Annotated in this window: 12 protein-coding genes; 8 read left to right on the forward strand and 4 right to left on the reverse strand. The window is 73.6% G+C overall.

Annotation, left to right across the window (positions count from 1 at the left end; all coding sequences use genetic code 11):
- Positions 1-19 precede the first annotated feature (19 nt).
- Positions 20-1,387: a 4-aminobutyrate--2-oxoglutarate transaminase gene (gabT, locus tag BRM1_RS12215; protein ID WP_160952940.1), complete on the forward strand. Its 1,368-nt coding sequence runs from the start codon at positions 20-22 to the stop codon at positions 1,385-1,387.
- Between the two features lie 185 nt (positions 1,388-1,572).
- On the opposite strand, the gene BRM1_RS12220 is transcribed toward gabT, so the two are convergent.
- Complete coding sequence (locus tag BRM1_RS12220) at positions 1,573-2,547, reverse strand: bile acid:sodium symporter family protein (protein WP_268526282.1); 975 nt, start codon at positions 2,545-2,547, stop codon at positions 1,573-1,575.
- A gap of 119 nt (positions 2,548-2,666) precedes the next feature.
- On the opposite strand from BRM1_RS12220, the gene BRM1_RS12225 reads away from it, so the two are divergent.
- Positions 2,667-3,749, forward strand: a complete 1,083-nt coding sequence (locus BRM1_RS12225) for an LLM class flavin-dependent oxidoreductase (protein WP_202410857.1) — start codon at positions 2,667-2,669, stop codon at positions 3,747-3,749.
- A gap of 109 nt (positions 3,750-3,858) precedes the next feature.
- Here the strand turns inward: BRM1_RS12225 and pepN are convergent, their stop codons facing one another.
- Positions 3,859-6,516 carry an aminopeptidase N gene (gene pepN, locus BRM1_RS12230; protein WP_268526286.1) on the reverse strand — a complete coding sequence of 886 codons (2,658 nt, stop codon included), beginning with the start codon at positions 6,514-6,516 and terminating at the stop codon, positions 3,859-3,861.
- Positions 6,517-6,708: 192 nt separating this feature from the next.
- On the opposite strand from pepN, the gene BRM1_RS12235 reads away from it, so the two are divergent.
- On the forward strand, positions 6,709-8,283 hold the full coding sequence (locus BRM1_RS12235) for an FUSC family protein (RefSeq protein WP_268526288.1): 1,575 nt from the start codon (positions 6,709-6,711) through the stop codon (positions 8,281-8,283).
- Positions 8,284-8,376: 93 nt separating this feature from the next.
- Here BRM1_RS12235 and BRM1_RS12240 read toward each other — a convergent pair whose 3' ends face one another.
- A complete protein-coding gene (locus BRM1_RS12240; RefSeq protein WP_268526289.1) occupies positions 8,377-8,988 on the reverse strand; it encodes a helix-turn-helix domain-containing protein in 612 nt (203 codons plus the stop codon).
- Between the two features lie 66 nt (positions 8,989-9,054).
- Between BRM1_RS12240 and BRM1_RS12245 the strand changes: the two genes are divergently transcribed.
- The 4 genes from BRM1_RS12245 to BRM1_RS12260 all read left to right on the forward strand — a co-directional run bounded on the left by BRM1_RS12245 (position 9,055) and on the right by BRM1_RS12260 (position 11,680).
- Positions 9,055-10,029, forward strand: coding sequence for an AzlC family ABC transporter permease (locus BRM1_RS12245; RefSeq protein ID WP_268526290.1), 975 nt, complete (start codon positions 9,055-9,057; stop codon positions 10,027-10,029).
- Complete coding sequence (locus tag BRM1_RS12250) at positions 10,026-10,364, forward strand: AzlD domain-containing protein (RefSeq protein ID WP_160952937.1); 339 nt, start codon at positions 10,026-10,028, stop codon at positions 10,362-10,364. Before BRM1_RS12245 ends, BRM1_RS12250 begins: the two co-directional genes overlap by 4 nt.
- 144 nt (positions 10,365-10,508) lie before the next feature.
- Positions 10,509-10,832: a DUF2516 family protein gene (locus BRM1_RS12255; protein ID WP_160952936.1), complete on the forward strand. Its 324-nt coding sequence runs from the start codon at positions 10,509-10,511 to the stop codon at positions 10,830-10,832.
- 23 nt (positions 10,833-10,855) lie between these two features.
- Positions 10,856-11,680, forward strand: a complete 825-nt coding sequence (locus tag BRM1_RS12260) for an alpha/beta fold hydrolase (RefSeq protein WP_268526291.1) — start codon at positions 10,856-10,858, stop codon at positions 11,678-11,680.
- Positions 11,681-11,720: 40 nt separating this feature from the next.
- Here BRM1_RS12260 and BRM1_RS12265 read toward each other — a convergent pair whose 3' ends face one another.
- Positions 11,721-12,515, reverse strand: coding sequence for a class I SAM-dependent methyltransferase (locus BRM1_RS12265; protein ID WP_268526293.1), 795 nt, complete (start codon positions 12,513-12,515; stop codon positions 11,721-11,723).
- Positions 12,516-12,768: 253 nt separating this feature from the next.
- Here BRM1_RS12265 and BRM1_RS12270 point away from each other — a divergent pair, with 253 nt between their 5' ends.
- Positions 12,769-14,127, forward strand: a complete 1,359-nt coding sequence (locus BRM1_RS12270; RefSeq protein WP_268526295.1) for a glycosyltransferase — start codon at positions 12,769-12,771, stop codon at positions 14,125-14,127.
- Positions 14,128-14,129: the final 2 nt, after the last annotated feature.

Genomic DNA, 14,129 nt, shown 5'->3' on the forward strand with positions numbered 1-14,129 from the left:
GAGGACTAGGCTGGGGCGCATGAGCACACTGGAGAAGGGCGGCCCCGAGCTGCCGCAGGAACGCAAGATCGCCACCGAGATCCCGGGGCCCAAGTCGCAGGAGATCGAGGCCCGCCGCAAGAAGGCCGTCGCAGGGGGCGTGGGGTCCTCGCACCCGTCGTACATCGTCGCCGCCGGCGGGGGCGTGCTCAAGGACATCGACGGCAACCAGCACATCGACCTGGGCTCCGGCATCGCCGTCACGACCGTGGGCAACGCCAATCCCCGCGTCGTCGAGCAGGCCAAGGAGCAGCTCGACGCCTTCACCCACACGTGCTTCATGGTCAGCCCGTACGAGAACTACGTCTCCGTGGCCGAATCGCTCAACCGGCTGACCCCCGGCGACCACGAGAAGCGCTCCGTGCTGCTCAACTCCGGCGCGGAGGCGGTGGAGAACGCCGTGAAGATCGCGCGCTCGTACACGAAGCGCAACGCGGTCGTCGTCTTCGACCACGCCTACCACGGCCGCACGAACCTCACGATGGCCATGACGGCCAAGGTGGCCCCGTACAAGAAGGGCTTCGGCCCCTTCGCCGGCGAGGTCTACCGCGTCCCCATGTCCTACCCGTACCGCGACAACATGGCCGCGGGCACCAAGCTCTCCGGTGAGGACGCCGCGGCGCGCGCCATCAACATCATCGACAAGCAGATCGGCGCCGACGAGGTCGCGGCCATCGTCATCGAGCCCATCCAGGGTGAGGGCGGCTTCATCGTCCCGGCCGAGGGCTTCCTGCCGGCCATGGTCGACTACGCGAAGAAGAACGGGATCGTCTTCATCGCCGACGAGGTGCAGGCCGGGTTCGGCCGCACGGGCAAGATGTTCGCCAGCGAGTGGGAGGGCATCGTCCCCGACCTCATCACGACCGCCAAGGGCATCGCCGGCGGCCTGCCGCTGTCGGCCGTCACCGGGCGCGCCGAGATCATGGACTCCGTCCACGGCGGCGGCCTGGGTGGCACCTACGGCGGCAACCCCGCCGCGGTTGCCGCGGCCGTGGGGGCCATCGAGGCCTATGAGAAGGACGGGCTGCTCGAGCGCGCCCAGCAGATCGGCGAGATCATCCAGGACCGCGTCGCGAAGATCGCCTCGCAGCACCCGGAGATCGGCGATGTGCGTGGCCGCGGTGCCATGCAGGCCGTCGAGCTCATCAAGGCCGACTCCACCGAGCCGAACTCCGAGCTCGCCGACGCCGTGGCGAAGTACTGCGCGAAGAACGCCGTGATCGTGCTCGTCACCGGCACGTACCACAACGTGCTGCGCTTCCTGCCGCCGCTGAGCATCGGCGACGAGCTGCTGAACGAGGCCTTCGACGTCATCGAAGAGGCATTCGACGAGGCGCTCAAGGGCTGAGGCCCCGCAGCGGCCCGCGGGGCCGCGCGCCACACGGCGGCCGTCCGGTTCTTCCGGGCGGCCGCCGTTCGCGTGGGGCCGTAGCCCGGCCGGACCCAGGGGGCAACCGCCCAGGTGGGGCCGGAGTCGGCTGGGGCCTCGGCGGCCCGCGCCGGTGCAGTGCGGGCGGTGACGGGCGGCTCGCCTCAGTCCTTGAGCGGGCGGCGGGCGAAGAACGCCGCGAGCACCGCGCCGGAGACGTTGTGCCACACGGAGAAGACGGCGCCGGGCAGGGCGGCCAGCGGTGAGAAGTAGCTCGTCGCCAGCGAGGCGGCCAGTCCGGAGTTCTGCAGGCCCACCTCGAACGACAGGGCGCGGCGCTCGGCCGCGTTGAGGCCGGTGACCTTCGCGGCCCCGTAGCCCAGCGACAGGCCGATGCAGTTGTGGAGGATGACCGCCAGCAGCACGATCGCGCCCGCGGAGAGCAGCTTGCCCGCGGAGCCCGCGACGACCACGGCGACGATGTAGGAGATCGCCAGCGCCGACAGCCACGGCAGAATCGGGTTGAGGTAATCCACGAGCCTGGAGAAGAACGCCCGCACGATGATGCCGGCCACGACGGGCACGAGCACCGTCTGCACGATCGAGAGCATCATCGCGCTCGCGCTCACATTCATGTACTGGCCGGCGAGCCACAGGGTGAGCAGGGGTGTGAGCAGCGGGGCCAGCAGCGTCGAGACCGTCGTGACGGAGACGGACAGCGCCACATCGCCCTTGGCCAGGTAGGTCACGACATTGGACGCCGTGCCGCCCGGCGCGCAGCCCACGAGGATGACGCCGGCCGCCAGCTCCGGGGACAGGCCCAGGACCTTCGCGATCGCCCAGCCCGCCAGCGGCATGATGACGAACTGGGCGACGGTGCCCAGCAGCACCACCCACGGCCGCTTCGCGATGCGGGTGAAGTCGCCCAGCGTGAGCGTGATGCCCATGAGGAACATGATGACGCCCAGGCCCCACGGCACGCTCGGGGCCAGGGGCTTGAGCGTGCCGGACATCGCGACGCCCACGATCCCGCCGAGGATGACGAGGATCGGGAAGATCGTCACGGCGATGCGCGCGCTGCGGGCGGCGCTGGCGGTTTCGGCCTCGGCCTTCTGCTGGGGTGTGGAGGGAGCGCTCATAGGGGCACCCTAAACCGGCGGTCCATTATCCGGAATGGCGTCTCACTGTGTGGCAAGCCGGGTGCAGGACGGCGGTGCGCCCGCCGGAATGCGCTCCGCGCACCGGGTGTTGACCCGGCATGAGCACTGAAATCGCACTCTCCGTCCTCGACCTCATCCCCGTGCGCGGCGAGCAGACAACCGGCCAGGCGCTCGCCGCCTCGCGGGAGCTCGTGGCCCGCGCGGACGCCCTGGGGTTCACCCGCTACTGGGTCGCCGAGCACCACAACATGCCCTCCGTCGCCTCGACCACCCCGGGCGTCGAGCTCATGTACCTGGGCCAGGGCACTGAGCGCATCCGCCTGGGCTCGGGCGGCGTGATGCTGCCCAATCACGCTCCCTTGGCCGTCGCCGAGCAGTTCTCGCTGCTGGCCGCGGTCTACGGCGACCGCATCGACCTGGGCATCGGGCGCGCGCCGGGCACCGACCCCATCACCTCGGCGGCCATGCGCGGCCACCTGGGCGACGGGCACATGGTCGATGCCGAGGGCAATCGCATCGATCCCGTCGAGCAGTTCCCCCAGCACATCATGGACATCCTGGCCCTCCTGGGCCCCGACGGCGCCAGCGTCCCGCTGCACGGCGGCAAGGAGCACGTCCTGCGCGCGACGCCCAGCCTTCGCGTCGCACCGCAGGTCTGGCTGCTGGGCTCGAGCGGCTACTCCGCGCAGCTCGCGGCCGCGCTTGGCCTGCCCTACGTCTTCGCCCACCACTTCGCCGGGCGCGGCACCGAGGCGGCGCTCAACCTCTACCGCGAATCGTTCCGGCCCAGCCAGTTCGGCTCCGAGCCCAGGACGTTCCTCACGCTCAACGCGGTCGTCGCGGACACGCAGCGCGAGGCCGATGCCCTTGCCGAGCCGTACCTGTACTCGATGGCCAACCTGCGGGTGGGTGCGCCCATGACCTCGGTGCCGCTGGCCGGCGACGATGTCGCGGCGAAGATGACGGATGGCCACCGCCGCGTGGCGGACGCGCTGCGCGACTCGTGGGTGATCGGCGACGCCGCGGCGGCCGCGGAGCAGATCCGGCAGACGGCGCACCGCTTCCAGGTGGACGAGGTCATGATCCACCCGGTCGCCGGTGCCTACCCGGACGAGCCCTACGAGCGCGCGCAGGCCCGGGTGCGCACGCTCGAGCTGCTCGCCGGGGAGCTCAGGGGCTGAGGCTCCGGAGCGGGAGCCGAGGCGCGCACGCGGCAATCGGAGCGCGGCGCCCCGGCCACCGCGGCTCGGCCGTTCGCGGGGCGTGCCGCGGCCGCCCCGCTCCCTGGCCTCAGTGCCGGTGGCTCCGCTCGCCCGCCGCGCGCAGGCGCAGGGAGCGCGCGAGCTCGTCGCGCTGCTCGAGCAGCAGCCGGCGCTGGGCCGCAGGCGCGTCCGCGTGCTCGGAGAGCCACGCATCGGTGAGCTCGAGCACGCGGTCCCCGCGCAGCGACCATGAGGGGTAGAGCCCCACGATGATGCGCTTGGCGATCTCCATGGACCGGCCGGTCCAGTACCCGGCCAGCTCGTCGAAGTAGGTCTCCACGTACGGCTCCGTCAGGGGCAGGCCCGCGGGGGTCGTGAAGCCCGCGATCGTGGCGGAGATCGCGTCGTTGCTCAGCGTCTCATCGGCCGTGGCGGCGGTCCAGGCGCGCATCTTCACAATCGGCAGGGGGCGGGCCGCGCGGGCGGTGCGCGCGCGCAACCCGCCGGTGCCCGTCCGGTCCGCGGTGGCCTCGGCCTCGATGTCGTCGTAGTCCGCCCAGCCGAGTGCCACGAGTGCGATGAGCGCCTTCCAGCGCAGCGCGCGGTCGACGGTGAGGCCGATGACCTCGTCGTCGAACGTCTCGCCGGCCGGCACCTGCAGAAGGTTCGTCGCCCACGCCCGCGCGGCCGTCACAGCCGGGGTCACATACTCCGAGGAGGCTGTTCGCCGCACGAGCGCGAGCACCGTCTCCACGAGGTCGAGCTGGTTGTCCGTGTGCGGCGAGGCGGTCGACAGCGCATCGAGTGCCGCCCCCAGCACGTCGGAGAGCGCGGCGTCGTGCTCGCGCGCCGCGGTCCAGCGGTCGAGCGCGGTGAGCATCTGGTTGCGCAGCGTCACCGCGATGCCGGCGTGCTCCTCGCGCCCGAGCGAGCGGCAGTACGCGCCCAGCCAGTCGCGCACCGGCAGCAGGCCATCGCGCATCGCGTTGTTGAGCGCCGACCACACGACCGCGCGGTCCATGGGGTCGCCCAGCCGCGTGACGGAGCGCAGGGCGGTGCGCGTCGAGCGCTCGTCCAGGCGCACCTTCGCATAGTCGTCGTCGCCGTAGTTGAGCAGCAGCAGATCCGGGCTCGTAGCGCCGTCGAGGACGTCGATGCGCTCCTCGGGAGCCCGCAGCTCCAGCGCCCAGGAGCCCGCGGGCACGAGGCGCGAGCTGCCGCGGCGGTCGCCGCCCGAGTGGCGCTCGAAGGCGGCGAGGCGCACGGCGTGCGGCCGCACGGTGCCCGGGCCCTCGGCGCCGGCATCGGAGTTGCGCTGGCGCAGCGTCGCCGAGGCGACCCGCCCCTCGGCGGCTTCGACGGAGAGCGAAAGCTCGGACATGCCCGTGGTCTGGAGCCAGGCCGCCGCCCACGAGTGGACGTCGCGGTCCGGAGCGGCGGCCTCGAGCGCGGTGAGGAAGTCCTCGAGGGTGGTGGCGGAATAGGCGTGGGCGCGGAAGTAGGCGCGCGCTCCCTCGAGGAACGCCTCGAGGCCCACGAAGGCCACGAGCTGCTTGAGCACCGCCGCGCCCTTGGCGTAGGTGATCCCGTCAAAGTTCAGGCGCGCGGCCTCGACGTCCGGGATGTCGGCGACGATCGGGTGCGTCGTGGGGTACTGGTCCTGCCGGTAGGCCCAGTCCTTGCGCCGCAGCGCGAACGTCGTCCAGCCGTCGGAGAACTCGGTGGCGTTCGTCAGCGCGAGCGTGGCCATGTAGTCGGCGAACGACTCCTTGAGCCACAGGTCGTCCCACCACTTCATCGTCACGAGGTCGCCGAACCACATGTGCGTCATCTCGTGGAGGATGACCTCCGCCCGCTGCTCGTACTCCGAGCGGGTCACGGCGTCGCGGTGGAGGTACGTGTCGGAGAACGTCACGAGACCGGGGTTCTCCATCGCGCCCAGGTTGTACTCCGGGACGAAGATCTGGTCGTACTTGCCCCACGGGTAGGGGAAGTCGAAGCTCGCGTGGAAGAAGTCGAGGCCCTGCTTGGTGATGGCGAAGACGGACTCGGACTCCATGTGCTCGGCCAGCGACTGCCGCGCGTACATGCCCAGGGGGATGCGCTGCCCGGTGTGCTCGTCGACGTACTCGTCGTGGGCCTGAGCGTAGTGGCCCGCGCACACGCACGTGATGTAGCTCGACTGCCGCTTCGTCGCGGCGAAGCGGCGCTCCACCGCACCGGAGTCGGTGGTGGCCTGCTCGGCGGGCTCCGTGTTGGTGAGCACGACGAAGCTCTCCGGCGCGGTCACGGTGAACTGGAAGTTCGCCTTGAGGTCGGGCTGGTCGAAGTTCGCGAAGACGCGGCGCGCATCCGTGGGCTCGTACTGGGTGTAGAGGTAGACCCGGTCGTCGGCCGGGTCGAAGAAGCGGTGCATCCCCTCGCCGCTGCGGGAGTAGGCGCACCGCGCGGTGATGGTCACCGTATTGCGCCCGGCCTGGGACTCGAAGCACACGCGCGCCCCGTCGAACGCGCGCTCCGGGTCGAGTGCGCCGCCGTTGACGTCGATGGCGGACACGGAGTCCGCGATGATGTCGATGAACGTGGGGGCGGCGGCCGCCGCCTCGAAGACGACCGTCGAGGTCGAGCGGAACGTGCGCTCCTGCGGGTCCTCCGCACCGCTGATATCGAGGTCGACCTCGTAGCGGTCCACGGTGAGCAGGTCGGAGCGGGTGCGGGCCTCGCTCCGGGTGAGATTGGTCGTCATTCATCCTCCTGGGCAGCCCGACCAGCATGACACAGACCGCTGACACGGGCATGGGGAGATAGGCGAACCTCAGTAAACGATCAGCTCACCGGCCCGGGCCGTGCCGTGCCGCACCGGGTGCCGCGCGCAGGGCCCTGTCAGCGGCGGCGGCTAGACTCACGCCGGACAGGACCAGCACGGCGGAGGGCGGACATGGCGGACACGGACGCGGCGGGCAGCACGGCCGCCGGTGCCGCCTCGGGCCCCGGGCGGTCAGCGGGGCGCGCGCCCCGGCCGACGGCCGGGCCCGCCCCGGCGAGCGCCTCGGAGGCCCCGGCCCGCAAGCGGCCCCACCCCCTGACGCGCGCCGGGCGCATGGTCCTCAACCGGGCCCGCGTGGGCGGGCGGCGGATCCGGGCGAACATGTCCCAGCTGCTCCAGGTGACGATCGGCGCGACGCTCGCCTACACGTTCTGCAAGCTCGTCCTGGGCCACAGCTATCCCTTCCTCGCCGCCGTGGCCGCCGCCGTGGGAACGGGCGTCGTGGCCGACCGCAGGCTCCGGCGCGCCCTCGAGATCGGCCTGGGCGCCACTCTGGGCGTGCTCGTGGGGGAGTTCTTCTTCCAGATCTTCGGCCCCGGCATCTGGCAGATCGCCGTCGTCATGTTCATCGGCCTCGTCATCGGCACCATGGTCAACTCCGGCGGCATCTTCATCACCCAGATCGCGATCCAGTCCATCTACGTCATCACCGTGCCCGTCCAGGTGGGCGCGCACCCGTTCGACAGGACCGTGGACGCGCTCGTGGGCGCCCTCGTGGCCATCCTCATGGCGCTGCTCGTGCCCAATGATGCGCGCAAGGTGCCACGCGACCGGGCGGCGAACCTCCTCCAGGAGATCGCCGAGCTGCTCCATGCCAGCGGCAGGGCGCTGCGCACGAGCGATCAGGAACTCGCCAAGCGCACCCTCGAGCGGGCCCGGGACACCCAGGACATGATCGACTCGTGGCGCTCCTCCCTGCGCATCTCCGAGGAGGCCGCGCGCATCAACGCCCGCTCGCGCCGCTACGCCGCCGAGGTCACCCGCCTGGCCCGGGCCTGCGAGTACGCCGACCGCGCGATGCGCCTGGTGCGCGTCATCTGCCGGCGGATCGTGGACATCACGCGGATCGGGCGCAACCGGCCCGCGGTGGGCGCGATGCTCGCGGGGCTGGGCGACGGCGCCGACCGCCTGCGCTGGGCGTTGCGCCGCGGCGAGTCGCGCACCCCGGCCGAGGAGGAGCTGCGCGCAGTCGCCGCCACGCTCAGCCCGCAGAACCCGGACCTCGTGGACCTGCAGGACGAGACGCTCGTGCTGCTCCTGCGCCCCCTCGCCAACGACCTGCTGGGGGCATGCGGCCTCACCGAGGACGCGGCATCGGCCTATCTGCCCGAGCTCGTCCCCGGCGGGCACAATCCGAAGGCCGCCGCATCGGGCCACACGGTGGTGCGCACCCGCACGGAGACCATGCCGCTGGTCCGGGTCGGGGAGGCCGAAGCCACGGGGCCGGGCACCGGAGCCGAGGCGACGGGGACCGGTGGCGCCGCCGAGGCGCCAGGGCTGGGCGACGCGGGAGCGCGCGAGGGTGGCTCGCCAGCCGTGGGCGCGAGGGCATCCGATTGTGCCGGGCCGTCCGAGGGCGCGGCATCCGATGGGGCTGGGCGATCCGATGATGCCGGGCGATCCGATGGCGCTGGGCCATCTGCTCATACAGGGCCGCCCTCGGAGTCCGGTCCTTCCCGCTCCTGATGCCGGGAGTCAGACCCGGTGCTCGGGCCTGACGGCGCCCCGCCCCGTGCACGGGCGCCTCGGTGGGGCGGCCGTGCGGCTGGACCGCGGCGCTCAGCTGTCGATGACGTAGACGGCCATGGTGCCCGCGGTCAGCGCCTCGAAGCTGTGCGGGGTGTCGCCCGGGTAGCTCAGGTAGTCGCCGGCGTCCATGGTCTCCGCATCGCCGTCGCACACGAGCCGCGCCCGCCCCGCCGCGAGGATCACGTGCTCGACCGTTCCCGCTGGGTGGGGTGCCGAGGCGCGCGGCGGCCCGGGTTCGGCGGTGATGAGGTAGACGTCGCGGCGCGCGCCCGGCGGGCTCGCCGACAGCAGGGCGGCGGCGTAGTGGGAGGTGGACGACGGCAGCTGGGGGAGGTCTGCGAACCTCACCACCGACATGCGGGTGCGGGGCGGGTCGAGCAGCTGGGAGAGCTGGACGTCGTAGGCCGCCGCGAGCGCCCACATGGTCTCCACGCTCGGGTTGCCGGTCCCGGACTCCAGCTGCGACAGGGTCGACTTGCTCACCCCTGCCCGCTTGGCGGCCTCGCTGAGGCTCAGCCCCAGCCGCGCGCGCTCGCGCTGCAGGGCTGCGGCCATGCGCTGCTTCTGCTCCTCCGCCGCCGAGGCGTCGGCCGGCCGCTCGGTGCCGCGCACCGGGGTGCCGGGCTGCTCTGGCGCATCCATGCGGACCACTATATTGGACGCTCGTCCATCTTGACGAACACGTGCGTCGCGTGCACTATAGCAAACATGCGTTCGCTATGGAGAACGGTGCCGCGCTGGCTGCCGGAGACGATCACCCCCGCCCAGTTCCGTGCGAGCCTCGTCATCTTCCTCACGATCCTGGCGGTGGGCCTGTCCTACGGCGCCATCTCGCAGTCCGCGGGCTTCCCCCTCTGGCAGACGGTGCTGCTCGCCGCGGTTGCCACGGGCGGCGCCGCCGAGCTCACGTTCGTCGGCGTCATCGCCGCCGGCGGCGCCCCCGTGCTCGCGGTCCTCGGCGGCCTGCTCGTTAACACCCGCAACTTCGCGTTCGGCATGAGCATGGGGGAGTACGCCCCCCGCGGCTGGCGGCGGTGGCTGGGCGCCCACCTCGTCAACGACGAGACCGTCGCCCTGGCCCGCACCGGCACCACGCGCCGGGGCCGGTGGGACGCCTTCGTCCTCATGGCCCTCCTGCTGTTCCCCGCCTGGGTGGGCGGCGCGGCGCTCGGCCAGCTGCTGGGCTCGGTCATCGACGCGGACCGCCTGGGCCTCGACGCCGCGTTCCCCGTCATCCTCTTCTGCCTCGTCGTCCAGGACATGCGCAGCCCGTTCCTCGGCATCACCGCCGCCGGCGGCGCGCTGCTCGCATTCGCCGCCACCCCGGTGCTGCCCCTGGGGCTGGGCGCGGTGGTCGCGCTCGCAGCCCTGCTCCCGGCGGCCGGCTTCACCGCCGCGCGCAGCCGGCGGGCCCGGCGCGCGTCCGAGCAGTCGGCGACACCGGCAGGCCACCACGCGGGGGCCGGTGCGGATGCCGCCGGCGGTGCATGCGGCTCAGCCGCGAAGACCGCGGCAGCGGTGGCGGACGCTCCTGCGCCGGGCGGCGCAGACAAGCCCGCGGGAGCGGACGGCTCCGCCCGCATCGCGGATGGCTCGCGCTGCGCCTCGGACGGCTCCCCCCGCACCTCGGACGGTGCGTCGGCGGGCTGCCGTGCGGGCGGTGGGAACGGGGGCCTGCGATGAGCCCGGTGGTCTTCCTGCTCTCGCTGGCCGGACTGGCGGGCGGAACGTACCTCATCCGGCGCCTCGGCGTGCGGGTCGGAGCCCAGGCGAGCTCGCCCGACGACGCGGCGGCCCCGGCACCAGCGCGCGTGTGGATCGACCGGGCGACGGTGGTGCTCATCGTCGCCGTCGCGATGTCGAACATGTTCTTCGAGGGCCACGAGCTCGTGGGCCCTGCCCGGCCGATCGGCGTGGGCGTGGGCATCGTCGCAGCGGTGTGCCGGGTGCCGATGCTCGTGTGCGTCGTCATCGCCATGGGCGCGTGCGCGCTCCTGCGCCTGCTCGGCCTGCCGTGAGCCCCGCCGCCGCGGCCCCGGCGCCGCTGCCTGCGCACACCGCCGCCTTCCCTGCGCGGCGGTCTGCCCGCGCGGACACCCGCTCGCACCGCCGGCGGCCCCGCGATCAGGCCGGACGCAGGCTGCGTTGATAGCCTCGCCGGTATGGGCACGGGACTCGGGATCATCGGCACGGCACAGAGCTACCTCTTCATCGCGATCACGGTGGGTGTCTTCCTGCTCGAGCTCGTGGCGCTCATCGACGCCCTGCGCTACTCCGGTGAGGCCTATCGCGCCGCCGGCAAGCTGACGAAGGGCGGCTGGTGCGGCATCCTCGGGGGCGCCGCAGTCGTGGGGTTCCTCGCGATGCCGCCGCTGTCGATCATGCCGATGTTCGTCTCGATCCTGGGCTTCGTGGCGGCCGCCGTGTACTTCCTCGACGTGCGCAAGGCGGTGCGCTCCATCGACCCGAAGTTCCGGGGCCGCTGAGCCCCGCGACTAGGGTGGTGCGCATGAGCTCGTCCCAGCCCACCGCTCCGCACGCGGACCGCAATCTGCCCGGTCCCGAGACCGGCTACACCGCCGCGTTCGGCGCGGGCGAGCCCGTCACGCTCTTCGCCCACGGGTTCTCCGGCTCGATTCGCGATACCCGCCCCTTCACCTCGGGCATCGAGGGCACCCGGGTGCTCGTCAACCTGGGCGGCCACGGCGGCCGGCCCTCGCCCGGGCCCGACTGGACCTACGCGACGATCGCCGCGCAGCTGTCCCGCGCGCTGGCCGACACCGGGGCCACGCGGGCACTGGGGGTGTCGATGAGCGCCGGCGGCCTTGCCCGTCTCATCACCGAACGGGCCCCGGAGGCAGCCCGCCTCGAGCGCGTCGCCTTCGTGCTGCCCGCCTCCTGGGACGGGTTCGGCCCGCAGCTCGCCGCGCGCAACGCCGACTACTCCCAGCGCATCCGGCAAGCGCTGGCGTCTGGTGACCGCGAGGCGCTGGCCGCGGAGCTGCTCGCGCGCGAGCCCGCCGAGGTGCAGACCATGGCCCCTGCCCGCGCCTGGGTGCGCGCGAAGGTCGATGCCCTCTTCGACACGGACATGTCCGACGGGGTGGGCCTCGCGGAGCGGATCGCGGTCGACGCTCCCGGTGCCGCGGCGGACTTCGAGGGCGAGGTGCTCGTCCTCACCCACGAGGACGACCCCTCGCACCCGGTCGAGATCGCCCGCGCCTATGCCGCGGCCTTCCCCGCCGCGCGCCTGGAGATCCTGCCGCCGGGTTCGATCCTGTGGCGCGGCCGCTCCGAGGTCCGCCGCATCCTCACCGAATTCTTCAACGACTGAGCCGCCCGGCGGCCGCCCGGCTGGCGGGCCGCTGCCGCCGTCAGCCGCGCGGGGCGACGCGCTCCCACGGCACCGTGACCTCGCCCAGCCGCCAGCGGGCGGGGCCGTGCAGGACGGGCTCGCCGGCCGCGCGCAGCGCCGCGCACATGGCCCGCCACCGCTGGCGCGGTGAGAGGCTGCCGATCCCGGCCGCCGAGGCCCATGCTCGGTCGAGCTGGGCCAGCCAGTCGTGGACGGGCTCACCCGGCACGTTGCGGTGGATGAGGGCCTTGGGCAGGCGGTCGGCCACCTGCGAGGGAGCGGCGATGACGTCCGTCTTCACGCTGATCGTAAGCGTCGCGGGCCGGGCTGCGCCGGCCGGCAGGACCGCGAAGACACACGTCCGGCCGATCTCGTCGCACGTGCCCTCGATGAGCGCGCCGTCGGGCGCCAGTCCCGCTGTCAGGCGGGCCCATGCGCCCGGCACCTGCGCCTCGTCGTACTGGCGCAGCACGTTGTAGGCGCGCACGAGGACCGGGGGGTCCGGGACGGGCAGCTCGAACCCGCCGCGGGCAAACGACAGCCCCTCACCCGCCCAGGGCTGGGCCGCCGCGACGCGCGCCGGGTCGATCTCCAGGCCCAGGGTGCGCACCCGCGGGCCCACCGCCCGCAGCCGTGCGTGCATCTCCGCCGGGGTGGCGCCCGTGGCGCCGTAGCCCAGGTCCACGACCAGGCGGTCCGAGTCGCGGCGCAGCACGGGCTCGAGGAGGAAGGCGGCATAGCGGTCCACGCGCCTCAACCGGTTGGGGTTCGTGGTCCCGCGCGTGATCGTGCCGATGGGCTTCAGGGCGGGCATGGGGACACTCTACGGCCGGTCCGCTGGGCGCTGTGTCCGGCTGGCCACTGTGCCCGTGCGATCGAGGTGTCCGGGTGGTCGAGGTGCCCGAGTGGTCGAGGTGCCCGGGCGCTCGCAGTGCCCGGGCCTCACCCGTCCTGCTGGCCTCGCGCGCTCGTCGCGCGGGTCGGCCCCGCCGCGCCCGAGGCCGTGCCTCATCGCTCCCGGGGCCGGGCCTCGCCGGCCCCGGTGCCCGGCCAGTAGACTCGGGGGCGTGCGAATCGCGGTGCTCTCCCTCCACACCTCGCCGGCGGCGCAGCCCGGCCAGGGCGATGCCGGCGGGCTGAACGTCTACGCCGCGGCCACGTCCAGGCGCCTTGCCGCCATGGGCCACCGCGTCGAGGTCTTCACCGCCGATCCCGCGACGGCCGGGGCGGCCGCCCCGGCCGAACTGGGCCCGGGCATCCGCCTGCACCGGCTGGCCTCGACGGCCGGCGACAAGGAGGCCCTGGCCGCCGACCTGCCGCGACTGGCCGCCCAGCTGGCCGCGCACCCCGCCTACGGCGACTGCGATGCCGTGTGGGCCCACTACTGGATATCCGGCCTCGCCGCCCTCGAGGCCCGAGCGCTCGCCCCCGGTGCCCAGCCCGTGGCGGTTGGCACGGCCGCCCGGCCCGGCACAGTCGCGCCCGCCCCACTCGCCGTGTCCTTCCACACGCTGGCCGCGGTGAAGGAGCGCGACACGGCCGGCCACCGCGAGCCCGCGCGCCGGCTCGCCGCGGAGGCCCGGCTCGCCCGGGAGGCCGACCTCCTCGTCGCCAACACCGCGGCCGAGGCGCGCGATCTCGAGGGCCTGCTGGGCGCCGCGCGGCGCCGCACCGTCATCGCCCCGCCCGGTGTCGACCGGGAAGTCTTCCGCCCGGGCCCGGTGCAGGCCGCGCGCACCGCGATCGGCCGCGCCGATGCGGACCTCATGGTGCTGTGCGTGGGCCGGATGCAGCACGTCAAGGGCACGGACCTCGCGATCGAGGCGCTTGCCCGCCTGCGCGCGCGCGACCCGCAGCTGGCCGCCCGGGTCGAGCTCGACATGCTCGGCGCCGGCTCCGGCGGCCCGGACACCGCCGCGTTCGAGCGCCTCGCCCAGGCCACGGGCGTGGCCGGCCAGCTCACCGTCCGCGCGCCCGTCCCGGCCCCCGTCCTGGCCGACTGGTACCGGGCCGCGGACATCGTCATCGTGCCCTCGCGCAGCGAGTCGTTCGGCTTCGCCGCCGCCGAGGCGCAGGCCGCCGGCGCCTGCGTGCTGGCCTCCGCGGTGGGCGGGCTGGTCTCCGTCGTGGACGACGGCACCACCGGCCGGCTGGTCGCGCAGGCGGAGCCCGAGGCGTGGGCCCGCGAGCTCGAGAGCCTGCTGCGCCGGCCAGCCGAGCGCGCGCGCCTGGGCGCCGCAGCGCACCGGGCGGCCCAGCGCTTCGACTGGGGCACCTGCGTGCAGCGCGTGCTGGACGCCCTCGCGACCGCGACCGCGGCGGCCGCGGCAGCCGTGACCGCCGCGCCGCTGCCCGCCCCGGGTGCCGCACGCGCCGCAGCCGCCGCGCAGGGCGCGCGGCAGGACAACCGGGAGGTCGCATCGTGAGT

It is taken from the genome of Brevibacterium sp. BRM-1 (assembly GCF_026802075.1).
Lineage (GTDB): Bacteria > Actinomycetota > Actinomycetes > Actinomycetales > Brevibacteriaceae > Brevibacterium > Brevibacterium rongguiense.

Bases quoted from the DNA above. Each gene is read 5' to 3' on its own strand.
- gabT (WP_160952940.1), top strand. From the start codon at position 20: ATGAGCACACTGGAGAAGGGCGGCCCCGAGCTGCCGCAGGAACGCAAG.
- BRM1_RS12220 (WP_268526282.1), bottom strand. From the start codon at position 2,547: ATGAGCGCTCCCTCCACACCCCAGCAGAAGGCCGAGGCCGAAACCGCC.
- BRM1_RS12225 (WP_202410857.1), top strand. From the start codon at position 2,667: ATGAGCACTGAAATCGCACTCTCCGTCCTCGACCTCATCCCCGTGCGC.
- pepN (WP_268526286.1), bottom strand. From the start codon at position 6,516: ATGACGACCAATCTCACCCGGAGCGAGGCCCGCACCCGCTCCGACCTG.
- BRM1_RS12235 (WP_268526288.1), top strand. From the start codon at position 6,709: ATGGCGGACACGGACGCGGCGGGCAGCACGGCCGCCGGTGCCGCCTCG.
- BRM1_RS12240 (WP_268526289.1), bottom strand. From the start codon at position 8,988: ATGGATGCGCCAGAGCAGCCCGGCACCCCGGTGCGCGGCACCGAGCGG.
- BRM1_RS12245 (WP_268526290.1), top strand. From the start codon at position 9,055: ATGCGTTCGCTATGGAGAACGGTGCCGCGCTGGCTGCCGGAGACGATC.
- BRM1_RS12250 (WP_160952937.1), top strand. From the start codon at position 10,026: ATGAGCCCGGTGGTCTTCCTGCTCTCGCTGGCCGGACTGGCGGGCGGA.
- BRM1_RS12255 (WP_160952936.1), top strand. From the start codon at position 10,509: ATGGGCACGGGACTCGGGATCATCGGCACGGCACAGAGCTACCTCTTC.
- BRM1_RS12260 (WP_268526291.1), top strand. From the start codon at position 10,856: ATGAGCTCGTCCCAGCCCACCGCTCCGCACGCGGACCGCAATCTGCCC.
- BRM1_RS12265 (WP_268526293.1), bottom strand. From the start codon at position 12,515: ATGCCCGCCCTGAAGCCCATCGGCACGATCACGCGCGGGACCACGAAC.